The organism is Thermotoga neapolitana DSM 4359 (assembly GCF_000018945.1).
GTDB classification, from domain to species: domain Bacteria; phylum Thermotogota; class Thermotogae; order Thermotogales; family Thermotogaceae; genus Thermotoga; species Thermotoga neapolitana.
The window spans coordinates 606,597-625,577 of the sequence record NC_011978.1; the positions used below are offsets into that span (position 1 = coordinate 606,597).

Sequence of the window (18,981 nt, forward strand, 5' to 3'; positions counted from 1 at the left end):
GTGAAGATGGTGATAGATGGCGTGAACGGGCCAAGGGAAGTGAATCCTCTCGAAGGAATAAAGGGACCTTCCGTAGAAAAATCAAAGGAGAAGAAAAAGAGCGAGCAGGGAGACAGAATCGAACTTCGCCACACCTGGAGTGTGGAAGAACTTACCAAAGAAGCAAAGAACATTTCTTCCATTAGAGAAGAACTCGTAGAAGAGCTGAGAAAAGCCATAGAGAGTGGAAATTACTTCGTTGATACGGAAAGGCTTGCACGGAAGATACTGGAGGAACTGTCCGAATGAAAAGGGAGAAATTGAAGAACGTTCTGACAGAAAAAATCGACCTTATGGAAAAACTGAGAGAGCTTCTTCAGGAAAAACTCGAAGCTATTGTGATGAAGGATTTCAAAAAACTGGAAGATGTTATCGGACGCGTTGAGGAAATGTCCTTTCAGATGGAGGCGGTTAACAAAGAGCTGAGAGCCGCTCTGGACTTGCATGGTCAAGGATTGAAACTAGTTGATCTTCTAGAGATTTACAGAGATGACGAGGAAATGATGCTGATCTTGAAGGATTTCTTCGAATCTCTGAACAGGATTACGTTCGAGGTGGAAAAACTGAAGCAGACCATAGATTTTCATTTGAAATACATAGACCTCGTTTTCGGACTTCAAAGGTACAGCGTCACGTACAGAAAGGATGGCTCTTTCGATGAGGCTGGGCCGTCCACTTTCCTTGGGAGGTCTTGAACATGCCTGATATGTCCATGTTCGGCATTCTCAACACGGCACTCACTGGAATATACACTCACAAACTGGCGATGAACGTGGTCGGCCACAATATAGCAAACGCCAACACACCGGGATATTCCAGGCAAAGACCCGTTATAGAGGCCACTCCTCCCATTCCACTGACCACTCTGACCCAGCCCTCCATTCCTCTCCAGATGGGGACTGGCTCCAGGGTCAGAACGATAGTGAGATTGAGAGATGCATTTCTCGATATTCAGTACAGACAGGTGAACAACAGGTACAACTACTGGGACACCATCCTGTCCAATCTCCACTTTATAGAACAGCTCCTCTCGGAACCGGGCGAGAACGGCATCAGAAGTCTTGTGGACAACTTCTGGAACGCTTTTCAGGAGGTTATTTCGGACCCCACCAACACTGCCTCTAAGGCAGAAGTCGTTTCAAGGGCGCAGCAGATGGTATCCCAGATGAAAGATCTCTACGGGAGGCTGGAACAGCTCAGGGAAGACATAGACAACGAGATCGTGCAGAGGGTTTCTGAGATAAACCAGATGATAAAAAGACTCGCTGATCTGAACAACAAGATTCGAATAGGAATGACGTTGAAATCTCCTCCCAACGATCTTCTCGACGAAAGGGACAGGATCCTGGACGAACTGTCGGACCTTGTGAACATAAATTACACGGAAGCAGAGGACGGACAGATCACACTGAGAATAGGAAATCAAATCGTTCTGAACGGTTCCACCTACAACGAAGTTCGGGCCCTGGAAAGACCGTACGGGAGAGGCTACCATGAGCTCTTCGTGGGTAACGCAAAGTTGATTCTCAGCGATGGAAAATTGAAAGCGCTTTTAGATCTGAGGGACTCAACCATTGTGAAGTATATGAGAAAGCTCGATGAATTCGTTCTTTTCACAACGGATGCGATCAACCTCATTCACAGAGACGGGTTCGAGTCAGGTGGTGTGACAACAAATCTAGATTTTTTCAAAAAGATCGAGTCTTTCTCGGATGATCCTGCGATATTCAGGATCAAGGGAAACAGAAAACTTGAGATGGGACCTTACCATACGGTCACGGGAATTCATTCCGCAACCAGCGTTTCAGAAATAACTGGAAAAACATTCACTTCCGATGACCTGATCCTCTCTTTTGGAGGAGGAACATCATCAGCTCTGGCCGTTTCTTCCGGATCAACCATAAATGACCTCATTTCCTCCTGGAACTTGCTTGGGACAACCCTGAGCACAGGACAGCACGCAGGAGGGTACAGGCTGTATCTGGAGGACACTTCTGGAGATCTCAGAAACAAGATTTTCTTTTCTCTGGGAGATTCACTTTCGAAGATGGGTTTTGAGACAGAAACAAGAGGTTTTCTCACCATAAAAGAGTCCGATTTTTCTTCACTTTCTCCTGGTATCTACAAAGTGAGTGTTGAGTACACTCTCAAAGATGGATCGAAACAGAGTGAGACGATCCCTATCGATCTTTCATCCGGTGTGAGTCTGTCGAACATTGCATCTTCCATAAATTCCTCCTTACATCTGAGGGCACAGGTCTACACCGATCCAGCTACGGGAGAGAACATGTTGGTGATCGTTCCCGACGAGTTTCTGAACTTCGATCCATCGGCGGTGAACGTTCTGAGCGATGACAGTTTCTTCACAGAGGCGAACGCTTTTGTTAGGAACTACGAGGTTTTGAAGTACAGGGACACACTGGAGAACGTTTTCTATGGACAGACGGGATTCGATCCCACCAGGGCTTTCACGATCACGATAAACTCTACCGACATAGAGATCGATCCGGTTGTGGATACTCTGGAGACACTCGTTGAAAAGATCAACGAGAAGGGCACAGGGGTTCTTGCCGATCTCACACCTCACAACTCTTTTGTTCTCAGGGCCACTTCACTCTACGATTTCGATCTCAGAATGATGGAAATAAAAGGTCCACAGGGATTCTTCGAAGCTCTGGGACTCATCGATCCAGACAACGATCCAACCACGTTCGACTGGACAAATTCCTATACGCTGGTATCGAAAAATGACGATTTTGATACACTGAGAGACAGGTTCAGGGTGTCGGACATTCTGACCTTCGACAGAGCACCACACGACGAACCTCTGAACATAGTCAACCAGTTTGAAGTGAGTTCTTCTTTGGCGTCTAATCCGAACAACCTTGCTGTTGACATTGGGTACGCTCTTGAGAACTCCGACTGGAACGCTGTGGATATAAGGCCTACCGGAGCTGCCAACCCGAAGCTTCTCGAGATGGTCCAGAATCTCTACACCAGAAAGATGCTGTCGAATGGAAAGGAGAGTTTCTACGAATTCTTCGGAGGTGTTGTTGCAGAACTTGGTGTCGAAGCGGAAACTGCCAGCAGTTTGAAGACCAACACAGAAATCCTCAGGCAGGAGATAGACAACGAGCGTGAAAGAGTGAAGGGTGTCTCTCTAGACGAGGAGATGGCGAACATGATAGAGTATCAGCACGCGTTCAGCGCTGCCGCCAAGGTCATCAGCACAGTGGATGAGATGATACAGACCGTGATAAACATGGTGAGGTGATAGAATGCGTGTAACGAACAAAATGATAAGCGACAGAGTACTGTTCAATATACAGACAAGCCTGAAAAGAATTGCAAAACTCCACGATCAGCTTTCTTCGGGTTACAGAGTAAGGTACCCGAGTGATGACGCAGTCGTTGCCAAAAGGGCGAGCGATATCATGACGAGAAGAAGGGAACTCAAGCAATTCCAGAGGAACATAGATCATGTTCAGACTTATGTGAACGCGTACGACAGTGCTTTACAGACCGTTTCTGCGATTTCTCAGAGACTGAGAGAGTTGCTTGTGAGGGCCGCAAACGGAACGCTCTCGAAGGCAGAGCGAGAGGCGATAGCGGAGGAGATCGACAGGATAAGGGACAACCTGGTTGAGATAGCAAACACCAGGATTGGAAACGAATACATCTTCTCCGGCTACGATGTTTTCAGTGAGCCTGTAAAGTACGAAAACAACGCCTGGAAGATAGTAACCTCCCCTTCTGCGAACAGAAGCCGTTCTGTGTCGGTTCTGGGACGTTCCATAGAATACGGTGTCACGGCGGGTGAGATTTTCAAACTGGGCGATGGAAGAAATGTATTCCAGGTGCTGGACGAGGTGTCTGGCCTTCTGCGCTCAAACCTCGATGACAGTGCGATATCTTCTCACATATCGAACATCTCTCTGAAGGATCTTTCCTTCTTCGAAGAGAACATCACGAAAGTGACAGGAAAGGTAGGGGGAGTGAGCAGGTTCATAGAAATGGTCGAGAAGAGGATCGAAGATCTCGATTATTTCTTTACCGAGTACCTTTCCAAGGAAAGAGATGCCGATATAACAGAACTTGTGACAGATCTTGCGATGCAGCAATCTGTTCTGGAAGCCGCTTTGAAATCGGCAAGCAGGGTTCTTCAGGCTACTCTGGTGGATTTTGTGAGGTGATATCGTGGTTTACAGCACAAAACTCGGAGAGATAGAAATAACCGATGATCAGATCTTTGTATTCGAGGAAGGAATACCAGGATTTGAGCATCTGAAAAAGTTCGCACTGATCTTTCCAGAAGAGACCTTTCCCATAGGGTGGTTGCTTTCCCTGGAAGACAGCCATGTTGGCCTTCCTGTTGTGGATCCAAAGCTTGTAAGACCCGATTACGACCCCGTGGTACCGTCTGAAGACCTTGAAAAACTCGGGGTATCGAATCAAGATGAACTGCTCTTTTTCTGCGTCCTGACAATACCTCCTGGAAAACCAGAAGAGGCAACGATAAATCTCCGTGCCCCGATCATCATCAGGCAAAACACGAAGAAAGGAATGCAGGTGATACTGGAGAATGCAGATTATCACTTGAAGCACCTTCTCTCCGAAGAGATGGAACGGGCAAAATCTATGGTATGATTCTTTGAGAAAACCTCCCTCACCGTGAGGTACCCTTTTGGGTTCAAAGGGGAAGCCGGTGAGAATCCGGCGCGGGGCCGCCACCGTGACCGGGGACGAACCCCGCACGATGCCACTGGGGCTTTTGCCCTGGGAAGGCGCGGGGAGTAGGATGATCCGGAAGCCGGGAAACCCGCCCGCGGTGAAGGGAACCACCTTCCTCGAAGCCAGGAAGGTGGGAATATTTCGTTTTGGGAGGGATAGCCGTGTTCAGGAAACTGGGAGTTCTTCTGTTCGTTCTGATGTCCACCCTCACACTCGCCGTGGTCGTTGTTGACGATGCAGGAAGGGTGGTTGAGTTTTCGGCCGTTCCAGAGAGGGTGGTCAGCCTCTCTCCTGCCGCGACAAGGTTTCTGATCTTTCTGGGGCTGGAAGATAGGATCGTCGGTGTGACGGATTACGACAGTTACGAAGCAGAAAGAGTCGGTGCGATGGTTCCGGTGAACGTCGAAAAAGTGGTGGCACTGAATCCGGATCTTGTTCTGATGTTCGGTGGGTTTCAGCTTCCTGAGGTTGCAAAACTTGAGAGGGTTGGACTGAAGGTTCTGGTGATCAACCCCACTTCTCTCGATGACATCATAAGGGACGTGGTGCTTCTTGGAACGATCTTTGGTGAAAGGAAGCTTGCAGTTGAAAAGGCAGAGGAACTGAAGAATAAGATGCTGGAGATAGGAAAAAAAGCCTACAACATTCCTCCCTCGAAGCGTCCGAAGGTTCTGTATCTGATCTCCGCTCCGGGACCCGACGTGAAGGAAATATGGACCTGTGGAGAAGGATCTTATCTGGATGAGATCATCTCCCTCGCCGGTGGAATAAACATCGCTTCGGGTATTGCAGGTCCAAACGGCTGGCCACAGCTGTCTCTCGAGTACATTGTGGCACAGAATCCCGACGTGATCATCGTGGGAGTTTACGTTCCGGGAACGGAGGACGAGGAGGTAAAGAAGATCCTCGATTTTGACCCCTTCAGAGAGATAAACGCCGTGAAAAACAAAAGAGTCTTCACTGTGGACGGCAACCTTGCTTCTCAACCATCTCCAGATGTCTTCAAACTCCTCGACATTCTGTACGACTACTTCTACGGAGGAAATAACAGGTGAAGAAATTTATTCTTCCGATTCTGATGATCAGTTTTCTTTTTGGAATACTCTTTGGTGGTGTGTCACTGGACCCCCTCGAGATACTGGGGGTCCTCTTCGGTTTAAAAGAAAACCCGCTTGTTGAGAGAATACTGGCCTTAAGAATACCCAGGGTCTTTGCGAGTTTCGTTGTGGGAGCAGGACTTTCTCTGGTGGGGAACGCCTTTCAGAATCTTCTGAAAAACCCCCTCGTTGATCCGTATCTTCTTGGAATTTCCTCGGGGGCTTCCTTCGGAACTGTTCTTTCGCTCTACCTTGCGGAAGTCATCGGTGTTTCCTGGATATACCGTATTCCGCTTCTCAGTTTTGGCTTCTCAGTGATTGCATCAATTCTCACCCTTTTCATCGCAAGGAGGGAAGGTCGCTTTCCTGTGACTTCCATCATCCTCGCGGGAGTTGTGATCAGCACCCTTTTCAGCTCCCTCACTTATATGACGATCGTTCTTCTCAAAAGAAACGTGACCACCATATCTCTCTGGCTCTTCGGGAGTTTTTCAGGAACTGTTTGGAAAGACGTTGCCTTCTACTCCGCGGTTGTTGCTCCTTTTCTCCTCTATTCTGTGATCTTTTCAAAGTATCTCAACGCCATGGCGCTCGGTGAGGAAGAGGCCTTCGTTCTGGGAATCAACGTGGAGGCCCTGAAAGTGATCACGTTTCTTTTTGGAAATCTCACCACCGCTTTCCTCGTTTCCAGAAGCGGTGTGATAGGTTTCGTCGGCCTCATCGTTCCCCATATCGCCAGGTACCTTGTGGGTCCTGGTTTTTTAAGGTCCGCACTGGCAAGTTCGATCGTGGGAGGCGTTCTTCTCACCCTGTGCGACACGGTATCGAGATCTTTATTTTCCCCAACGGAACTTCCCGTTGGGATTGTGACCGCGCTGTTGGGCGCTCCTTTTCTCGCCTTTCTCATGAAAAGGGGTGTGTGAGTTGAAGGCGGTGAAGGTAGAGAATCTGTATTTTCGATACAGGACGGGTTTTTCTCTGGAGAATATTGAATTCTCTGTAGAAGAAGGAGAGTTTTTTGGGATAATAGGTCCCAACGGATCCGGTAAGACCACCCTTTTGAAGATACTATCAGGACTTCTGAAGCCTCAGAAAGGAACAGTGCTTCTCTTTGGGAAGGTTCCCTGGGAAGTTTCCAGAAAAGAGATGGCAAAGACCGTAACCCTCGTTTCTCAGGATTTCTTTCCCTCGTACGATTTCACCGTGAAAGAGATCGTTGAAATGGGGAGACTTCCACATCAGCGTCTTCTGAATGGAGCGAGCAAAAGAGACGAGGAGATCGTTCTTAAGAGTCTGGAACTGACCGACACCTTGAAATTTTCCTCCAGAACTTTCTGGACGCTGAGTGCCGGTGAACGAAGAAAGGTTGTGCTTTCAAAGGCAATCGCCCAGGATACGAAGATCCTCCTTGTGGACGAACTGACCGCTCATCTTGATTACAGTAACGTGAGTCTTGTGGGCAACGTGATGAGAAAGTTGAAAGAGTCCGGAAAGACCATCGTGGCGGTTTTTCACGATATAAACGTGGCATCGCTTCTGTGTGACAGACTGGCTGTGATGAAAAACGGCAGGATCATAAAAATCGGAGCACCCACCGAGGTCCTCGACGAAGGGGTGCTCCGAAGTGTTTTTGAAACGGAATTTGTCGTACTAACACATCCTGTGACAAAAAAGCCTCTAGCCTTCCTCAAATAGTCTCTTCAAGAATTTCACCTGCTCAATTGCCTGGAAAGAACCTCCACCTTCGTGGTTGTTGTACGGATAGATTCTGATCTCCTTTGGACCGGCGTAGTGGTTGTAAGCGGCGAAGACCGTCGAGGGAGGACAGATGGTGTCCATGAGCCCAACGGAAAACAGGGCGGGCACCTTTGCCCTTGCTGCAAAGTTCACACCATCGAAGTAGGAAAGTGTTCTGAAAACAATCTCCTCTTTGTCCCTGTGGGTTTTGAGGAAGTTGGTGATCTCCACGTATGGGTGTGTGTCGACAAGTTGCACGGCCCTTCTGAAGTGGCACAGAAACGGCACATCGCAGAGCAGAGCCTTCACCCTGTTCGACAGGGCACTCACCGCAAGGGCGATTCCCCCACCCTGACTGCCTCCGGCCACCACCACCTTCCTGGAATCCACTCTCGGGAAGGAAATGGCTGCTTCCACCGCCCTGACCGCATCCACGAAGACTCGCCTGTAGTAATAGGTTCCCGGATCCAGAATGCCCCTCGTCATGAATCCGGGGTACTGTGGATCGACTGGACCCTCAGGGTAATCCGGTGTGTCTCCCTTCATCCAGCCGCTTCCCTGCCCCCTGGTGTCCATGACAAAACAGATGTAACCCATTGACGGCCAGAACAGCCAGTCGTGTGGAAAACCCCTTCCACCATTGTAACCTATGTACTGCACGACGCATGGAAGCTTTTCTTCCGCCAACTTCGGAACAAGAAGCCAGCCCTTTATTCTCTGCCCCCTGTATCCAGAGAAAGTAACATCGTACGTTTCAACCGTTTTGAGATGAAAGTCCACCTTTTCAAAGACGGGATCCAGAGGGAATCCTTCGCTTTCTTTAAGTGTTTCCCTCCAGAACTCATCGAAATCTTTCTCCTCGTACCTTTCAGGCCGGTACTTTTTCAGTTCCTCAAGGGGCATATCGAAGAAGGCCACTTTTCATCACTCCTCGTAGACCTCTGTGAAAAACTTTCTCTTTCCTACGACTTCTCTTTTGCTTCCGGTGACGGAGAAAGAACCGGTGAGTCTGATGTCCTCAGAGGAACTACCCACCATCACCCTGAACTCACCGGGTTCCACAACAAGCTTCATGTCCCTGTCGTAATATGCGAGAACATCCGTGTGAAGTCTGAACACAACCGTCTTCTTCTCTTTTGCCTTCAAAGAAACCCTCTTGAACCCCTTCAACTCCTTCACAGGCCTTGTGACACTTGCAAACTCACGACCGATGTAAAGCTGAACCACCTCGTCACCATCCATATCTCCCACGTTTTCTACATCGACCTTTATCACAACCTCTCCTGCAGATGGTACCTCCTTCGGCTCTATCCTCAGGTTGCTGTACTCAAACCTCGTGTAGGACAGGCCGTGTCCGAAGGGAAAGAGGGGCTTTGTGCTCTCGTCCACATAGTCTCCATGCCAGTGAGACCTTCCTCCAGAGGGTTTGACGTAGTGAAAGACGGGGATCTGGCCTGCACTCCTTGGGAAACTGATCGGGAGCTTTCCAGAGGGATTCACCTTTCCGTAGATGACATCGACGATCGCTCTTCCACCTGCCTCTCCAGGGAGCCACACCTGAAGAATAGCGTTCACCCTGTCGACCAGGTTTTTGAGTGAGTAGGGTCTTCCTGTGATGAGGACAAGAACGACAGGTTTTCCTGTTTTTGCAATTTCGAGGACGAGTTCTTCCTGTACGCCGGGGAGTTTCAGGTTTGCCATGTCTCTGGATTCACCCGTTGTGCAGTCGAGGGTGAGGCCGGATCTGTCTCCGACCACAACGATGGCAACGTCTGATCTTTTTGCAACTTCGATCGCTTCTTTGAACCCGCTTCTGTCTTCTCCTGTCACTTCGCATCCCTTCGCATACTCGAAATCAATACCCTCTTCTTTGAAGGCATCGAGAACGCTTGGAATGCTCTTCATGTGCTCTTCTATACTCTTTTTCAATCTTTCGTAGTTTTCCCTTGGAATCTGCGGATTTCCAAAGACATCGTCTATGTTGTCGAGGAGTGCCCTTATGTGGGCAAGGTACATGTAGTCGCCAAGAAGGTTCCTCACCTCACCCGCGTTCGGTCCTATCAGAGCGACTTTTTTGTTTTTCTGGAGGGGCAGCGTTCCGTCGTTTTTGAGGAGGATGATGGATTTTCTTGCGATTTCGAGGGCAAGGTCTCTGTGGCTTTCTATCTTTGCCTTTTCCACATCGACGTACGGATTCTCGAAGAGACCGAGCATGAACTTGAGTTTCAGTACCCTGGAAACGGCCTCGTCGATCAGCGATTCGGGCACAATTCCCTTTTCGACGAGATCCTTAAGGTGCTGATAACAGTCTGTCTTTGGAAGTTCAACGTCTATTCCCGCTTCGAGGGCGAGTCTTGCAGATTCAGATTTGTCTTTCGCTATCCTGTGGTATTCTCCGAGCATGTTCACCGCAAAGTAGTCGGAAACAACGATACCCTCGAATCCCCAGTCTTTTCTCAGAATATCGGTGAGAAGCCTTCTGTTTGCTGCACAGGGCACACCGTCTATTTCACTGTAGGAGTTCATCACAGAAAGCACTCTTGCTTCTTTGACCGCAGCTTCAAATGGGAAAAGAAAGACTTCTCTGAACTCTCTTTCAGGAATGTTCGTCGGTGCCCAGTTCTTTCCGCCTTCAGAAGCGCTGTATCCTGCAAAGTGTTTCACCGTAGCGACAACGCCTTCTTTTATGTTTTCACCCTGGAGTCCTTTCACGTAGGAAACACCCATCCTTGCGACAAGGTAAGGAGACTCCCCGAACGTTTCCTCCGTTCTTCCCCACCTTGGATCTCTTGCCACGTCCAGAACAGGAGCGAGTCCCTGGTGCGCTCCTAACTTCCTCATGTCCTCTCTGATGGCCGCTGTCATTTTCTCTATGAGATCTGGATCCCAGGTGCTCGCCATCGCTATTGCCTGTGGGAAGTTGGTTCCACCAAGACCCATGTATCCGGTGAGACACTCTTCGTGTATCATCGCAGGTATTCCAAGACGTGTTTCCTCCACAAGAAAGCGCTGTATTTCGTTCACAAGTTCTGCAGCTTCTTGTGGCTCAAGGTTCGTGGAGCCTCCAGGACGCGTGATCTGGCCGATGCCGTTTTTTAGAAGATCTTTTGCCTTTTCTCTTTTGAACTTTCCTCTCTCATCTATCAACTCGTATCCCCAGACAGAACCGAGTTGAGCAATTTTCTCTTCCAGAGTCATCCTCGAAAGAAGATCTTTCACCCTCACCTCGACTGGTTGTGATGGGTCCCTGTACAGTTCCATAACTTTCCCTCCTCATTCGCCGTGTTCCCATATGGATTTTTTGATTTCCTTCAGCCACAGGTTTCTGATGATGGGATTGACCTGAACCCTGCTGTCTCCCCAGTATCCGTTCGCATAAGGCGGCCCCCACATGGGCTGTGAATCCCAGTCGGCGTTTATGTATGCCACCACCCTTATTACGTCTGAATTTTCATACACGAACTCAAAAAAAGGCTTGAACCACTCGTTCCAGATCTCTTCTGGTGTCTTTTTTACTCTATTCTTTCCAGAAGGACCGTCAAGAACGGGACTGATGTTTGCCTTTGTGAGTTCTGAAAGATCATACCCCTGTGGACTGGCTTCTGATATCATCACGGGTTTGTTGTGAAGCCTTGCAAAAGCCAACACCTCTTCTGCCAGCTCTTTCTGAGTGGGTGTCTTTCCATGGTATTTCATGTTCGCAGGTAAGAACCACGACAGCCCTACGAAATCCACATAATCATCACCTGGATACCAGAGTGAAATGTCCGGTTTTTGATAGTTCCGAAGTATGACGTTCAGGGGAGAAGAACACGACTGCCACACTGTGAAGAGAAGTTTTTTTCTCTCTCCCAGCAGATTTCTGAGTTTTTCGGTTATGTACCTGAAGGCGACTCTGTACTTTTCTGGATCGTAGCTGTTCCATATTCCATCGAATTCGTATCCGATTCTGAGATACACCGGTCTGTTTGCTTCTTTGATGAATTCAGCAAGAATCTCTATCTGACGATCATACTCCCCAGAAATCACACCATCCACCATATTTACCATGTACAGTCCTATCACAAGCGCAGAGTTTGGGAACTCTTCCAGGCATTTCTTCGCGTTTATCAAGCCCGCTCCCCAGTCAGCGTCGTTGCAGAGACCGTTGAGAGTTGCTATATCGGTGTACGTTGTCACTCCCCCAGGTTCTGGGAAGTACCCTGATTTTGCGTACTCTCTGACCGAGTTCAGATCCTGTCCGATGACAAGAAGTATTTTCCCTTCCAGAACTGTAAAGATCATTGCAATTGCCAGAAAAATGAATCTTTTCATGTTTTCACCCTATCTGTAAAGGAAACACTTCACCTGGACACCATCGACTTCGAAGTATGGAGGTGGTTCTTTTTTGCAGATGTCCATCACCTTCGGACATCTTCCGGCGAACTTGCAGCCCTGCCTGAGGTATTCTGTTTGTTCTGTCTCAGACAACTTTATTCTGATGTTCCATTTCTTCTTCGGATCAGGCTCAGGAACGGACTCTCTCAGAAGCTGGGTGTAAGGGTGTTTTGGCTCCATGAGAACCTTCTCTGCCGGTCCCAGTTCCACTATGTTCCCTCTGAACATGACAGCGATTCTGTCTGAGACATAATACGCTGTTGTGAGGTCGTGTGTGATGTACAGAACACTCACACCGTACTGTTCTTTGAGGTCCTTGAATAGGTTCACGATGGACATCCTCAGGGATGCGTCCACCATGGAAACGGGTTCGTCTGCCACAAGAAGCGATGGATTTGTAAGAAGCGCCCTTGCTATGGAGATCCTCTGAAGCTGCCCACCCGAGAACTCACTCGGATACTTTTCTGAGAACTCCTCAAAGGAGATTCCAACGGCGGAGAGTTTTTCCCTGATGATCTCTTCTGCCTTCTCTTTTGTATCTGCTATTCCCAGATTGAAAAGTGTCTCGTAGAAGTACCTGTCCACCTTCCTGAGGGGGTTGAACGTGGAAAACGGATTCTGGAAGACCGCCTGTATCTCCCTCAAGAGTTCTTTCCTCTCTTTTTCATGCACCCTTTCTATCCTCTTTCCTTTGTAGACGATCTCTCCGGAGGTGGGCTCTTCGAATCCAAGGATGATCTTTGCCGTGGTGGTCTTTCCACAGCCACTCTCTCCAGCCAGTGTGAAGATCTCCGCCTCTTTTATGTCGAAGTTCACCCTGTCCACGGCCACTATCTTCGTTCTGGAAAAGATGCTCCCTATGGTGAAGATCTTCGTCAGGTTTTTTATCTCAAGAAGTGGCATTCTTTCCCTCCTCTACCAGCCAGCATGCGACTTTGTGTCCTGGCAGGTACTCTTTGAGAGGTGGTATCTCCTTTTTGCACCTGTCGAACGCATGAGGACATCTTGGATGGAAACTGCATCCTGGTGGAAGGTCTGCAAGGGAAGGAGGACTTCCAGGGGCACTCTCTCTTCTTCCCTTGTCTCCGAACTTCGGAAGTGAGAATATCAGGTATTTCGTGTAGGGATGCATGGGGTTTTCAAAGATCTCTTCGGTCTTTGCTTCCTCTATGATCTTTCCAGCGTACATGATCGCTATCCTGTCTGCCACGTTTGCATGAACTCCCATGTCGTGTGTGACCAGAATGATGGTGTTCTGTCTTGAGGACTGTACCTCTTTGAGAAGCTGTATTACACCTCTCTGTGTCACAACGTCGAGGGCCGTTGTGGGCTCGTCTGCGATGATCACCTTCGGTGATAGAACGGTCGCAAGGGCGATCGTCACCCTCTGTCTCATTCCACCGGACAGCTGGTGTGGATAGGCGTTGAGAATCTCTATCGGAAGGCCAAGTTCTTTTATGTGTTCTTTTGCCATCTCGTAGGCCTCTTCCTTTGTCTTTCCAGTTGTGTGACTCTCTATGAAGTCCTTGAAGGTCTCTTTTATCTTCACCACAGGATTCAACACGCTCATCGATCCCTGTGGAACGTAAGAGATGAAACTCCACCTAAGTTTCCTTCGTTCTTCTTCACTGAGAGAGTAAACATCTATTTCTCTTCCGTTCTCTCTGTACAGTACCTTTCCTCCCACGATCCTCTGAGGTGGCTCTATCGCAGCAAAGAGTGCTTTAAGAAGCGTGCTCTTTCCACAGCCGCTCTCTCCTGCTATGCCGTATATCTCGTTCTCTCTTATCGAGATGTTCACATCGTCCACCGCTTTTACCACTCTCTTTTTGCCGAATATGTCCAGAATGTAGTAAGATTTGAGATTCTCTGTCCTCAACACTTCCACCGCTATCACCTCATGCCTGTCCTATTCTCTGTATCCTCATCCTCGGATCAAGATACTCACTGATGCTGACCGAGATGAGATACAGCGCTATGAACAGAAAGATTGATGTTATGACCGGTGTCAATACCCACCACCAGTATCCCAGAAGAAGTGCCTGGTAGTTTATCGACCACTGGAGCATGGTGCCAAGGGTTGGAATATCGAGGTTGGAAACACCCAGGATTGCGAGTGTGATCTCCATTCCGATCGCCCAGGACATGTTACCGATGAGCGTTGCGAAGATGAGAGGGATCAAAAACGGCAGATACTCTTTGAAGACGATGGCCAGCGCCTTCGAACCTGAAAGGAGGGCGGTGTAGGTGAAATCCCTCTCTCTCAGACTCAAAACCTGGGATCTTATGACCCTCGCGTCCCATGCCCAGCCGAAGACGCCAAGAAGAAGTCCCAGCATAGGTAGACTGAGTCGAGCCTTCACCATCGTGGCGATGAGAACGATTATGATGAAAAGGGGTATCACAAGGAAAGAGTCACTCAGAAACATGAGAACCCTGTCAGCAGCTCCTCCCTTGTATCCGGCGATCATTCCCACGATCATCGCTATGACCCTTGAGACAAGGCCTGCTATGAGCGACATGATGAGTGAGTTCCTCACGGCAAAGGTGAGTTTCCAGAAGATATCCTGTCCCATGGAGTTTGTACCCAGTATGTGAGGCCACTGGGGAGGAAGGTCCCTTGGAACCTGGTTCCACAGGTAAGGGTTGTAGGGCGAAAAGAAAGATAGAACAGAAAGTCCCGCAAGAACCAGAAATACTATAAAGCCAAATCTGAAGCGTGTATCTCTCAACAGATCCTTCAGCACCTGCATTCTTTCCACTCCCTTTTCATCTGTATCTCACCCTCGGATCGAACAGAGGATAAAGCAGATCTATCAAAAGAATACTCGTTGTAATCAGAAGGATGGAAAGTGTGCTGACACCCATCAAGAGGTTGTAGTCACCTGTGAATATGGCGTTGTAAAGGAGTGTTCCAATGCCTGGGTAGGAGAACACGATCTCCGTGATCAGGGCACCTCCAAAGATCTGACCTAAAGATAGAGCAAGTCCTGTTATCTGTGGCAACATGGCGTTCCTTATAACGTATCTTCGAACGATTCTTTTCTCTTCTATTCCACCCATCTTGGCGTACTTCACGTAGTCCTCTGACTTCACACTCTGAACGACGAGCTTCATCGCCTGGAACCAGATGAATACACCGATCAATATCAGAGACAGAGCCGGCAGGAACGCGTGTTTCAATAGGATCAGAAGGTTTTCCCAGCTGAAGGTGAACTGCATTCCTATTGCAAAGCCGCCCCCAATTGGGAAGATGGGAATGATGTATGCGAGAAGAATCAGAAGCCCAAGGGCAAGGATGTAGTACGGCATCGGTCTTATCACCATCGCGATGGCGTCAAGTATCTTCACCCATCTTCTGTTCGAAAAGTACCCCGCAAGACCTCCAAGGATGTTTCCTATGATCCAGGAAAGAACAGTTGTCACCAGAAGAAGCCATGCGGTCCAGGGCAAAGACTGTTTTATCAGTTTTATCACGGGTGTTGGAAACTGATAGTAGGAGGGACCGAAGTCTCCCTTTAAAAAGCGTTTCCAGAAGTTTATGTACTGTTCCCACAAACTTCCCTTCAGTCCGTAAAGTTCTTTTAGGGTTTCTGTCATCTCTTCTATCGCCTTCGGGTCCATGTACGTTCCTTGTGCCACAAGACGATTTATGAACTGCTGTACCGGATCTGTTGGCAGAAACCTTGGTATGAAAAAGATCATCGTGATTCCTACCCAGATAACAAGAAAGTACGTTACCAGTCTTGGGAGGAGATACCTTCTCACGAAGTTCAAGATCTCTGACCTCCTTTCCTCTTTAAAGGACCGGGGGTTATCCCCCCGGCCCCCGTTTGAAAGATATTTTACATCATTTTCTACCGGTTGGTTTCAAGAACGGGAGCATGTACTTGAAGTTGGGCCAGTGATGGTACGGCTGTGCATACATGTTCTCCGCACCAGGATAGTTCGTCCAGTAGTATTCATCCCATGCGATGACACCCGGGTAGTTGAACGTTGGTATCGTCGGCATCTCTTTGACAAGAAGCTTCAAACCTTCAACTCCAAGTTCGATGAGCCTCTTTGTGTCTCCCCAGGCTGTCTTCTGTATCTCGTCTATGATCTTGTCCATCTCAGGATTGCTCCATCTTGCGTAGTTGCCCCATGGGGCGTTTTCTCCAATGGGTCTGATGTATTTGGAGTGGAACGGCTCGAGTGTTCTGAACAGATCTGGATGTCCTCCCCATGGCTCCGCCGCTGGCCAGTCTGTTGAGACTTCGAATTCTCCTCTCTGATCAAGAGTTGCCGCTGCATCCGTTGTCTGGACCGTTACATCGATACCGAATTTCTTCCACGCCTGAGCGGCTGCAAAGGCGTTTCTGTAACCCGGGTGAGCCGGATTGGTTCCCGTGGTGATGGTAATTTTCCAGAGTTCACCGTTGGGCAGGTGCCATTTTCCATCTTTGTCTCTGTAGAATCCGTTCTTTTCAAGAAGTTTTGCTGCAACATCGGGTGCGTACTTCCACCATCCGGGTCCAAAGATCCTCTTGATCAGTTCTGGATTGTCAGGCACAGGATATCCTCTCTTCTTTGCGTATTCGGCCAGTCTGAATCCTGCTGTTGGATCATAAGGTTTGAACTTTTCTCCGTTTCCAAGGTCGAGTTCGAAGTTCTTCAGCCAGTCTTCGAGTTTTGTGAAGTACCAGTTGTAGTATGCGGTTGTGAGAGGAATGTGAATGGGACTCAGGGTGACCGCTCCATCGAACGCGTTGGCGGCATATTCAACGATGTCGATCGCAAGTGTGAGTGCCCATCTCACATCAGGATTGTTGAAGGGTTCTCTGGCTGTGTTGAAGTGAAGCCCTGTCACACATGGGTCGATGTTGACGGTCCACGGGAAGTTTCTTCTCCAGGCCCTTGCAGTTTTGACTCTGCTGAGAACGGCTTTGAGGGCTTCAAGTGTGAGGTCAGCTGCATCGAGCTGGTGCTGTGCCATGGCGAGAACCTGCTTTTCGGGACCACCATACGTGATGAAGAGCACGTATTTTGGTTGTGGCATGCCATATAGCATTCCTGTTGGTGTTCTGTCCCAGTCTTCTCTTCTTTCCCAGAGCGTCCAGTATCCTCCGGGATCGTATCCTTTGAGAACGTAAGGTCCTGTTCCAACGGGCGGATTGAAATCGAACGTGAGAGGATCTTCCACTTTCTCAAATATGTGCTTTGGAAGAGGTCTCAGAGCGCCCCATCTGTCGAGGAAGTAGGTGTGGAATCTGGAATTAGGCTCTTTAAGCTTGATCACGACCGTGTAATCGTCCACCTTCACGATCTCTTTTACCTGCTGCATCTGGGAGTTGTACCCCATTCCCGGTGTGTTTTTGACGAGCTCGATGGTATAAATTAGGTCATCTGCTGTAAACGGTACACCATCACTCCAGTAGACACCTTTTCTGAGTTTTATGGTGAGTTCTGTGAAGTCGGAGTTGTACTTTGGAGGTTCAGCGGCAAGAGCGTTGATGATCTCTCCGGTGGCGTACTCAACGCACCAGAGTGGTTCCAGAAGGAGATTCTGGATACCCCTGTCGTTCCAGACCCAAGTAGCCCAGATGTTGAAGTTACCGGGGTTGGCAGCTCTACCCGTTAGGTTGTCGGCTATGAACGTCTCATTTCTGGGAATCCCTGGTGGAAGTTGCTGTGCAAAGAACAGGGTGAAGATGGAAACAACGAACAGGATCACAAGAAACTTCCTCATGAAAACTCACCTCCCTTGATTGTATGTATATTTTTTCCTTTCGGGAAATATTTTAATGTAAATCTCCCTGAAAAATCAAGATCCATTTTTCATAAATATTGAAGATTATTCCGGACTACAGGAGATTATTTCAGAATATTGTCGTTTTTCTTCTTTTTTCTCTTTTTTTCTTTATGGTATCATATTTCCGTACACAAATGAAAAAGGAGGTTTCATGTTATGAAAGGGTTGCCTGCTCTGCTGTTACTTCTGATCGGGTGTGTTTCGTCCTTCGGTTCACAGGATGTTCCCTTGAGAGTGCTCGCAGAGAAGTTGAACATTCACATCGGATTTGCAGCAGGGAACAACTTCTGGTCTCTTCCCGACGCAGAAAAGTACATGGAAGTTGCAAAAAGAGAGTTCAACATCCTCACGCCCGGAAACCAGATGAAGTGGGACACCATCCATCCGGAAAGAAACAGATACAACTTTGAACCTGCCGAAAAACATGTTGAATTTGCCCTGAAAAACGATATGATTGTGCACGGTCACACCCTCGTCTGGCACAACCAGCTTCCTGGATGGCTCACAGGCCAGGAGTGGTCGAAAGAAGAACTCCTGAACATTCTTGAAGATCACGTAAAGACGGTGGTATCTCACTTCAGGGGCAGAGTGAAGATCTGGGATGTTGTGAACGAAGCGGTGAGTGACTCTGGAACCTACAGAGAAAGCATATGGTACAGAACGATCGGTCCTGAGTACATTGAAAAGGCCCTCATCTGGGCAAAGGAAGCAGATCCGGATGCGATTCTCATCTACAACGATTACAACATCGAAGAGATCAACGCCAAGTCCAACTTCGTCTACAACATGATAAAGAACCTGAGGGAAAAAGGAGTTCCCATAGATGGAATAGGGTTTCAGATGCATATAGATTACAGGGGAATCAACTACGAGAGTTTCAAGAAAAACCTGGAAAGATTCGCAGAGCTTGGGCTTCAGATCTACATCACGGAGATGGACGTGAGGATTCCCCTTGGTGGATCGGTAGAGTACTATCTGAAAAAACAGGCGGAAGTCTACAGGAGGATCTTCGAGATCTGTCTGGACAACCCCGCTGTCAGGGCGATCCAGTTCTGGGGATTCACAGACAAATACTCCTGGGTGCCGGGTTTCTTCAAAGGTTACGGCAAGGCGTTGATCTTCGATGAAAACTACAACCCAAAACCGTGCTATTTTGCAATAAGGGAACTCATGGAGGAAAAACTGAAGGAAAGATAAAAGGGGGCGATG

17 protein-coding genes and 1 riboswitch are annotated in these 18,981 nt (G+C 48.4%); of the genes, 9 read left to right on the forward strand and 8 right to left on the reverse strand.

Annotated elements, in window-relative coordinates:
* Positions 1-6 precede the first annotated feature (6 nt).
* The 8 genes from flgM (at position 7) to CTN_RS03075 (ending at position 7,562) form a co-directional block, all read left to right on the forward strand.
* The gene (flgM, locus tag CTN_RS03040; RefSeq protein WP_144399083.1) at positions 7-288 is read left to right on the forward strand and encodes a flagellar biosynthesis anti-sigma factor FlgM; all 282 of its coding nucleotides are present in this window, start codon (positions 7-9) and stop codon (positions 286-288) included.
* Positions 285-734: a flagellar export chaperone FlgN gene (flgN, locus tag CTN_RS03045; RefSeq protein WP_015919103.1), complete on the forward strand. Its 450-nt coding sequence runs from the start codon at positions 285-287 to the stop codon at positions 732-734. Before flgM ends, flgN begins: the two co-directional genes overlap by 4 nt.
* A gap of 2 nt (positions 735-736) precedes the next feature.
* Entirely contained in the window at positions 737-3,313 is a 2,577-nt protein-coding gene (gene flgK, locus CTN_RS03050; protein WP_041437533.1) for a flagellar hook-associated protein FlgK, read from the forward strand.
* A gap of 4 nt (positions 3,314-3,317) precedes the next feature.
* On the forward strand, positions 3,318-4,232 hold the full coding sequence (gene flgL, locus CTN_RS03055) for a flagellar hook-associated protein FlgL (RefSeq protein WP_015919105.1): 915 nt from the start codon (positions 3,318-3,320) through the stop codon (positions 4,230-4,232).
* Between the two features lie 4 nt (positions 4,233-4,236).
* Complete coding sequence (fliW, locus tag CTN_RS03060; protein ID WP_015919106.1) at positions 4,237-4,686, forward strand: flagellar assembly protein FliW; 450 nt, start codon at positions 4,237-4,239, stop codon at positions 4,684-4,686.
* Positions 4,687-4,695: 9 nt separating this feature from the next.
* A riboswitch (cobalamin riboswitch) is annotated at positions 4,696-4,880 on the forward strand.
* Positions 4,881-4,931: 51 nt separating this feature from the next.
* Positions 4,932-5,825 (forward strand): cobalamin-binding protein, encoded by an 894-nt coding sequence (locus CTN_RS03065; RefSeq protein WP_038066833.1) that lies wholly within the window; start codon positions 4,932-4,934, stop codon positions 5,823-5,825.
* On the forward strand, positions 5,822-6,790 hold the full coding sequence (locus tag CTN_RS03070; RefSeq protein ID WP_015919108.1) for a FecCD family ABC transporter permease: 969 nt from the start codon (positions 5,822-5,824) through the stop codon (positions 6,788-6,790). The genes CTN_RS03065 and CTN_RS03070 overlap by 4 nt, the downstream gene beginning before the upstream one ends.
* A 10-nt stretch (positions 6,791-6,800) precedes the next feature.
* Positions 6,801-7,562 (forward strand): ABC transporter ATP-binding protein, encoded by a 762-nt coding sequence (locus CTN_RS03075; protein WP_231555989.1) that lies wholly within the window; start codon positions 6,801-6,803, stop codon positions 7,560-7,562.
* Here the strand turns inward: CTN_RS03075 and CTN_RS03080 are convergent.
* From CTN_RS03080 to CTN_RS03115, 8 genes are all read right to left on the reverse strand, one after another.
* On the reverse strand, positions 7,545-8,522 hold the full coding sequence (locus CTN_RS03080; protein WP_015919110.1) for an acetylxylan esterase: 978 nt from the start codon (positions 8,520-8,522) through the stop codon (positions 7,545-7,547). The two genes, CTN_RS03075 and CTN_RS03080, sit on opposite strands and share 18 nt — an antisense overlap.
* Positions 8,523-8,528: 6 nt before the next feature.
* The gene (locus CTN_RS03085; RefSeq protein WP_015919111.1) at positions 8,529-10,865 is read right to left on the reverse strand and encodes a glycoside hydrolase family 3 N-terminal domain-containing protein; all 2,337 of its coding nucleotides are present in this window, start codon (positions 10,863-10,865) and stop codon (positions 8,529-8,531) included.
* 12 nt (positions 10,866-10,877) lie between these two features.
* Positions 10,878-11,918, reverse strand: coding sequence for a glycosyl hydrolase (locus CTN_RS03090; RefSeq protein ID WP_015919112.1), 1,041 nt, complete (start codon positions 11,916-11,918; stop codon positions 10,878-10,880).
* A 9-nt stretch (positions 11,919-11,927) separates the two neighbouring features.
* On the reverse strand, positions 11,928-12,884 hold the full coding sequence (locus CTN_RS03095; protein ID WP_015919113.1) for an ABC transporter ATP-binding protein: 957 nt from the start codon (positions 12,882-12,884) through the stop codon (positions 11,928-11,930).
* Positions 12,871-13,878 carry an ABC transporter ATP-binding protein gene (locus tag CTN_RS03100; protein ID WP_015919114.1) on the reverse strand — a complete coding sequence of 336 codons (1,008 nt, stop codon included), beginning with the start codon at positions 13,876-13,878 and terminating at the stop codon, positions 12,871-12,873. The genes CTN_RS03095 and CTN_RS03100 overlap by 14 nt, the downstream gene beginning before the upstream one ends.
* A gap of 1 nt (position 13,879) precedes the next feature.
* Positions 13,880-14,734: an ABC transporter permease gene (locus CTN_RS03105; RefSeq protein WP_038066842.1), complete on the reverse strand. Its 855-nt coding sequence runs from the start codon at positions 14,732-14,734 to the stop codon at positions 13,880-13,882.
* Positions 14,735-14,750: 16 nt separating this feature from the next.
* On the reverse strand, positions 14,751-15,758 hold the full coding sequence (locus tag CTN_RS03110; protein ID WP_015919116.1) for an ABC transporter permease: 1,008 nt from the start codon (positions 15,756-15,758) through the stop codon (positions 14,751-14,753).
* Positions 15,759-15,831: 73 nt separating this feature from the next.
* Positions 15,832-17,709 carry an ABC transporter substrate-binding protein gene (locus CTN_RS03115; protein WP_015919117.1) on the reverse strand — a complete coding sequence of 626 codons (1,878 nt, stop codon included), beginning with the start codon at positions 17,707-17,709 and terminating at the stop codon, positions 15,832-15,834.
* Positions 17,710-17,928: 219 nt separating this feature from the next.
* Here CTN_RS03115 and xynB point away from each other — a divergent pair, with 219 nt between their 5' ends.
* Entirely contained in the window at positions 17,929-18,969 is a 1,041-nt protein-coding gene (xynB, locus tag CTN_RS03120; RefSeq protein ID WP_015919118.1) for a xyanlase XynB, read from the forward strand.
* Positions 18,970-18,981 lie beyond the last annotated feature (12 nt).

Bases quoted from the DNA above. Each gene is read 5' to 3' on its own strand.
- flgM (WP_144399083.1), top strand. From the start codon at position 7: ATGGTGATAGATGGCGTGAACGGGCCAAGGGAAGTGAATCCTCTCGAA.
- flgN (WP_015919103.1), top strand. From the start codon at position 285: ATGAAAAGGGAGAAATTGAAGAACGTTCTGACAGAAAAAATCGACCTT.
- flgK (WP_041437533.1), top strand. From the start codon at position 737: ATGCCTGATATGTCCATGTTCGGCATTCTCAACACGGCACTCACTGGA.
- flgL (WP_015919105.1), top strand. From the start codon at position 3,318: ATGCGTGTAACGAACAAAATGATAAGCGACAGAGTACTGTTCAATATA.
- CTN_RS03085 (WP_015919111.1), bottom strand. From the start codon at position 10,865: ATGGAACTGTACAGGGACCCATCACAACCAGTCGAGGTGAGGGTGAAA.
- CTN_RS03090 (WP_015919112.1), bottom strand. From the start codon at position 11,918: ATGAAAAGATTCATTTTTCTGGCAATTGCAATGATCTTTACAGTTCTG.
- CTN_RS03095 (WP_015919113.1), bottom strand. From the start codon at position 12,884: ATGCCACTTCTTGAGATAAAAAACCTGACGAAGATCTTCACCATAGGG.
- CTN_RS03105 (WP_038066842.1), bottom strand. From the start codon at position 14,734: ATGCAGGTGCTGAAGGATCTGTTGAGAGATACACGCTTCAGATTTGGC.
- CTN_RS03115 (WP_015919117.1), bottom strand. From the start codon at position 17,709: ATGAGGAAGTTTCTTGTGATCCTGTTCGTTGTTTCCATCTTCACCCTG.
- xynB (WP_015919118.1), top strand. From the start codon at position 17,929: ATGAAAGGGTTGCCTGCTCTGCTGTTACTTCTGATCGGGTGTGTTTCG.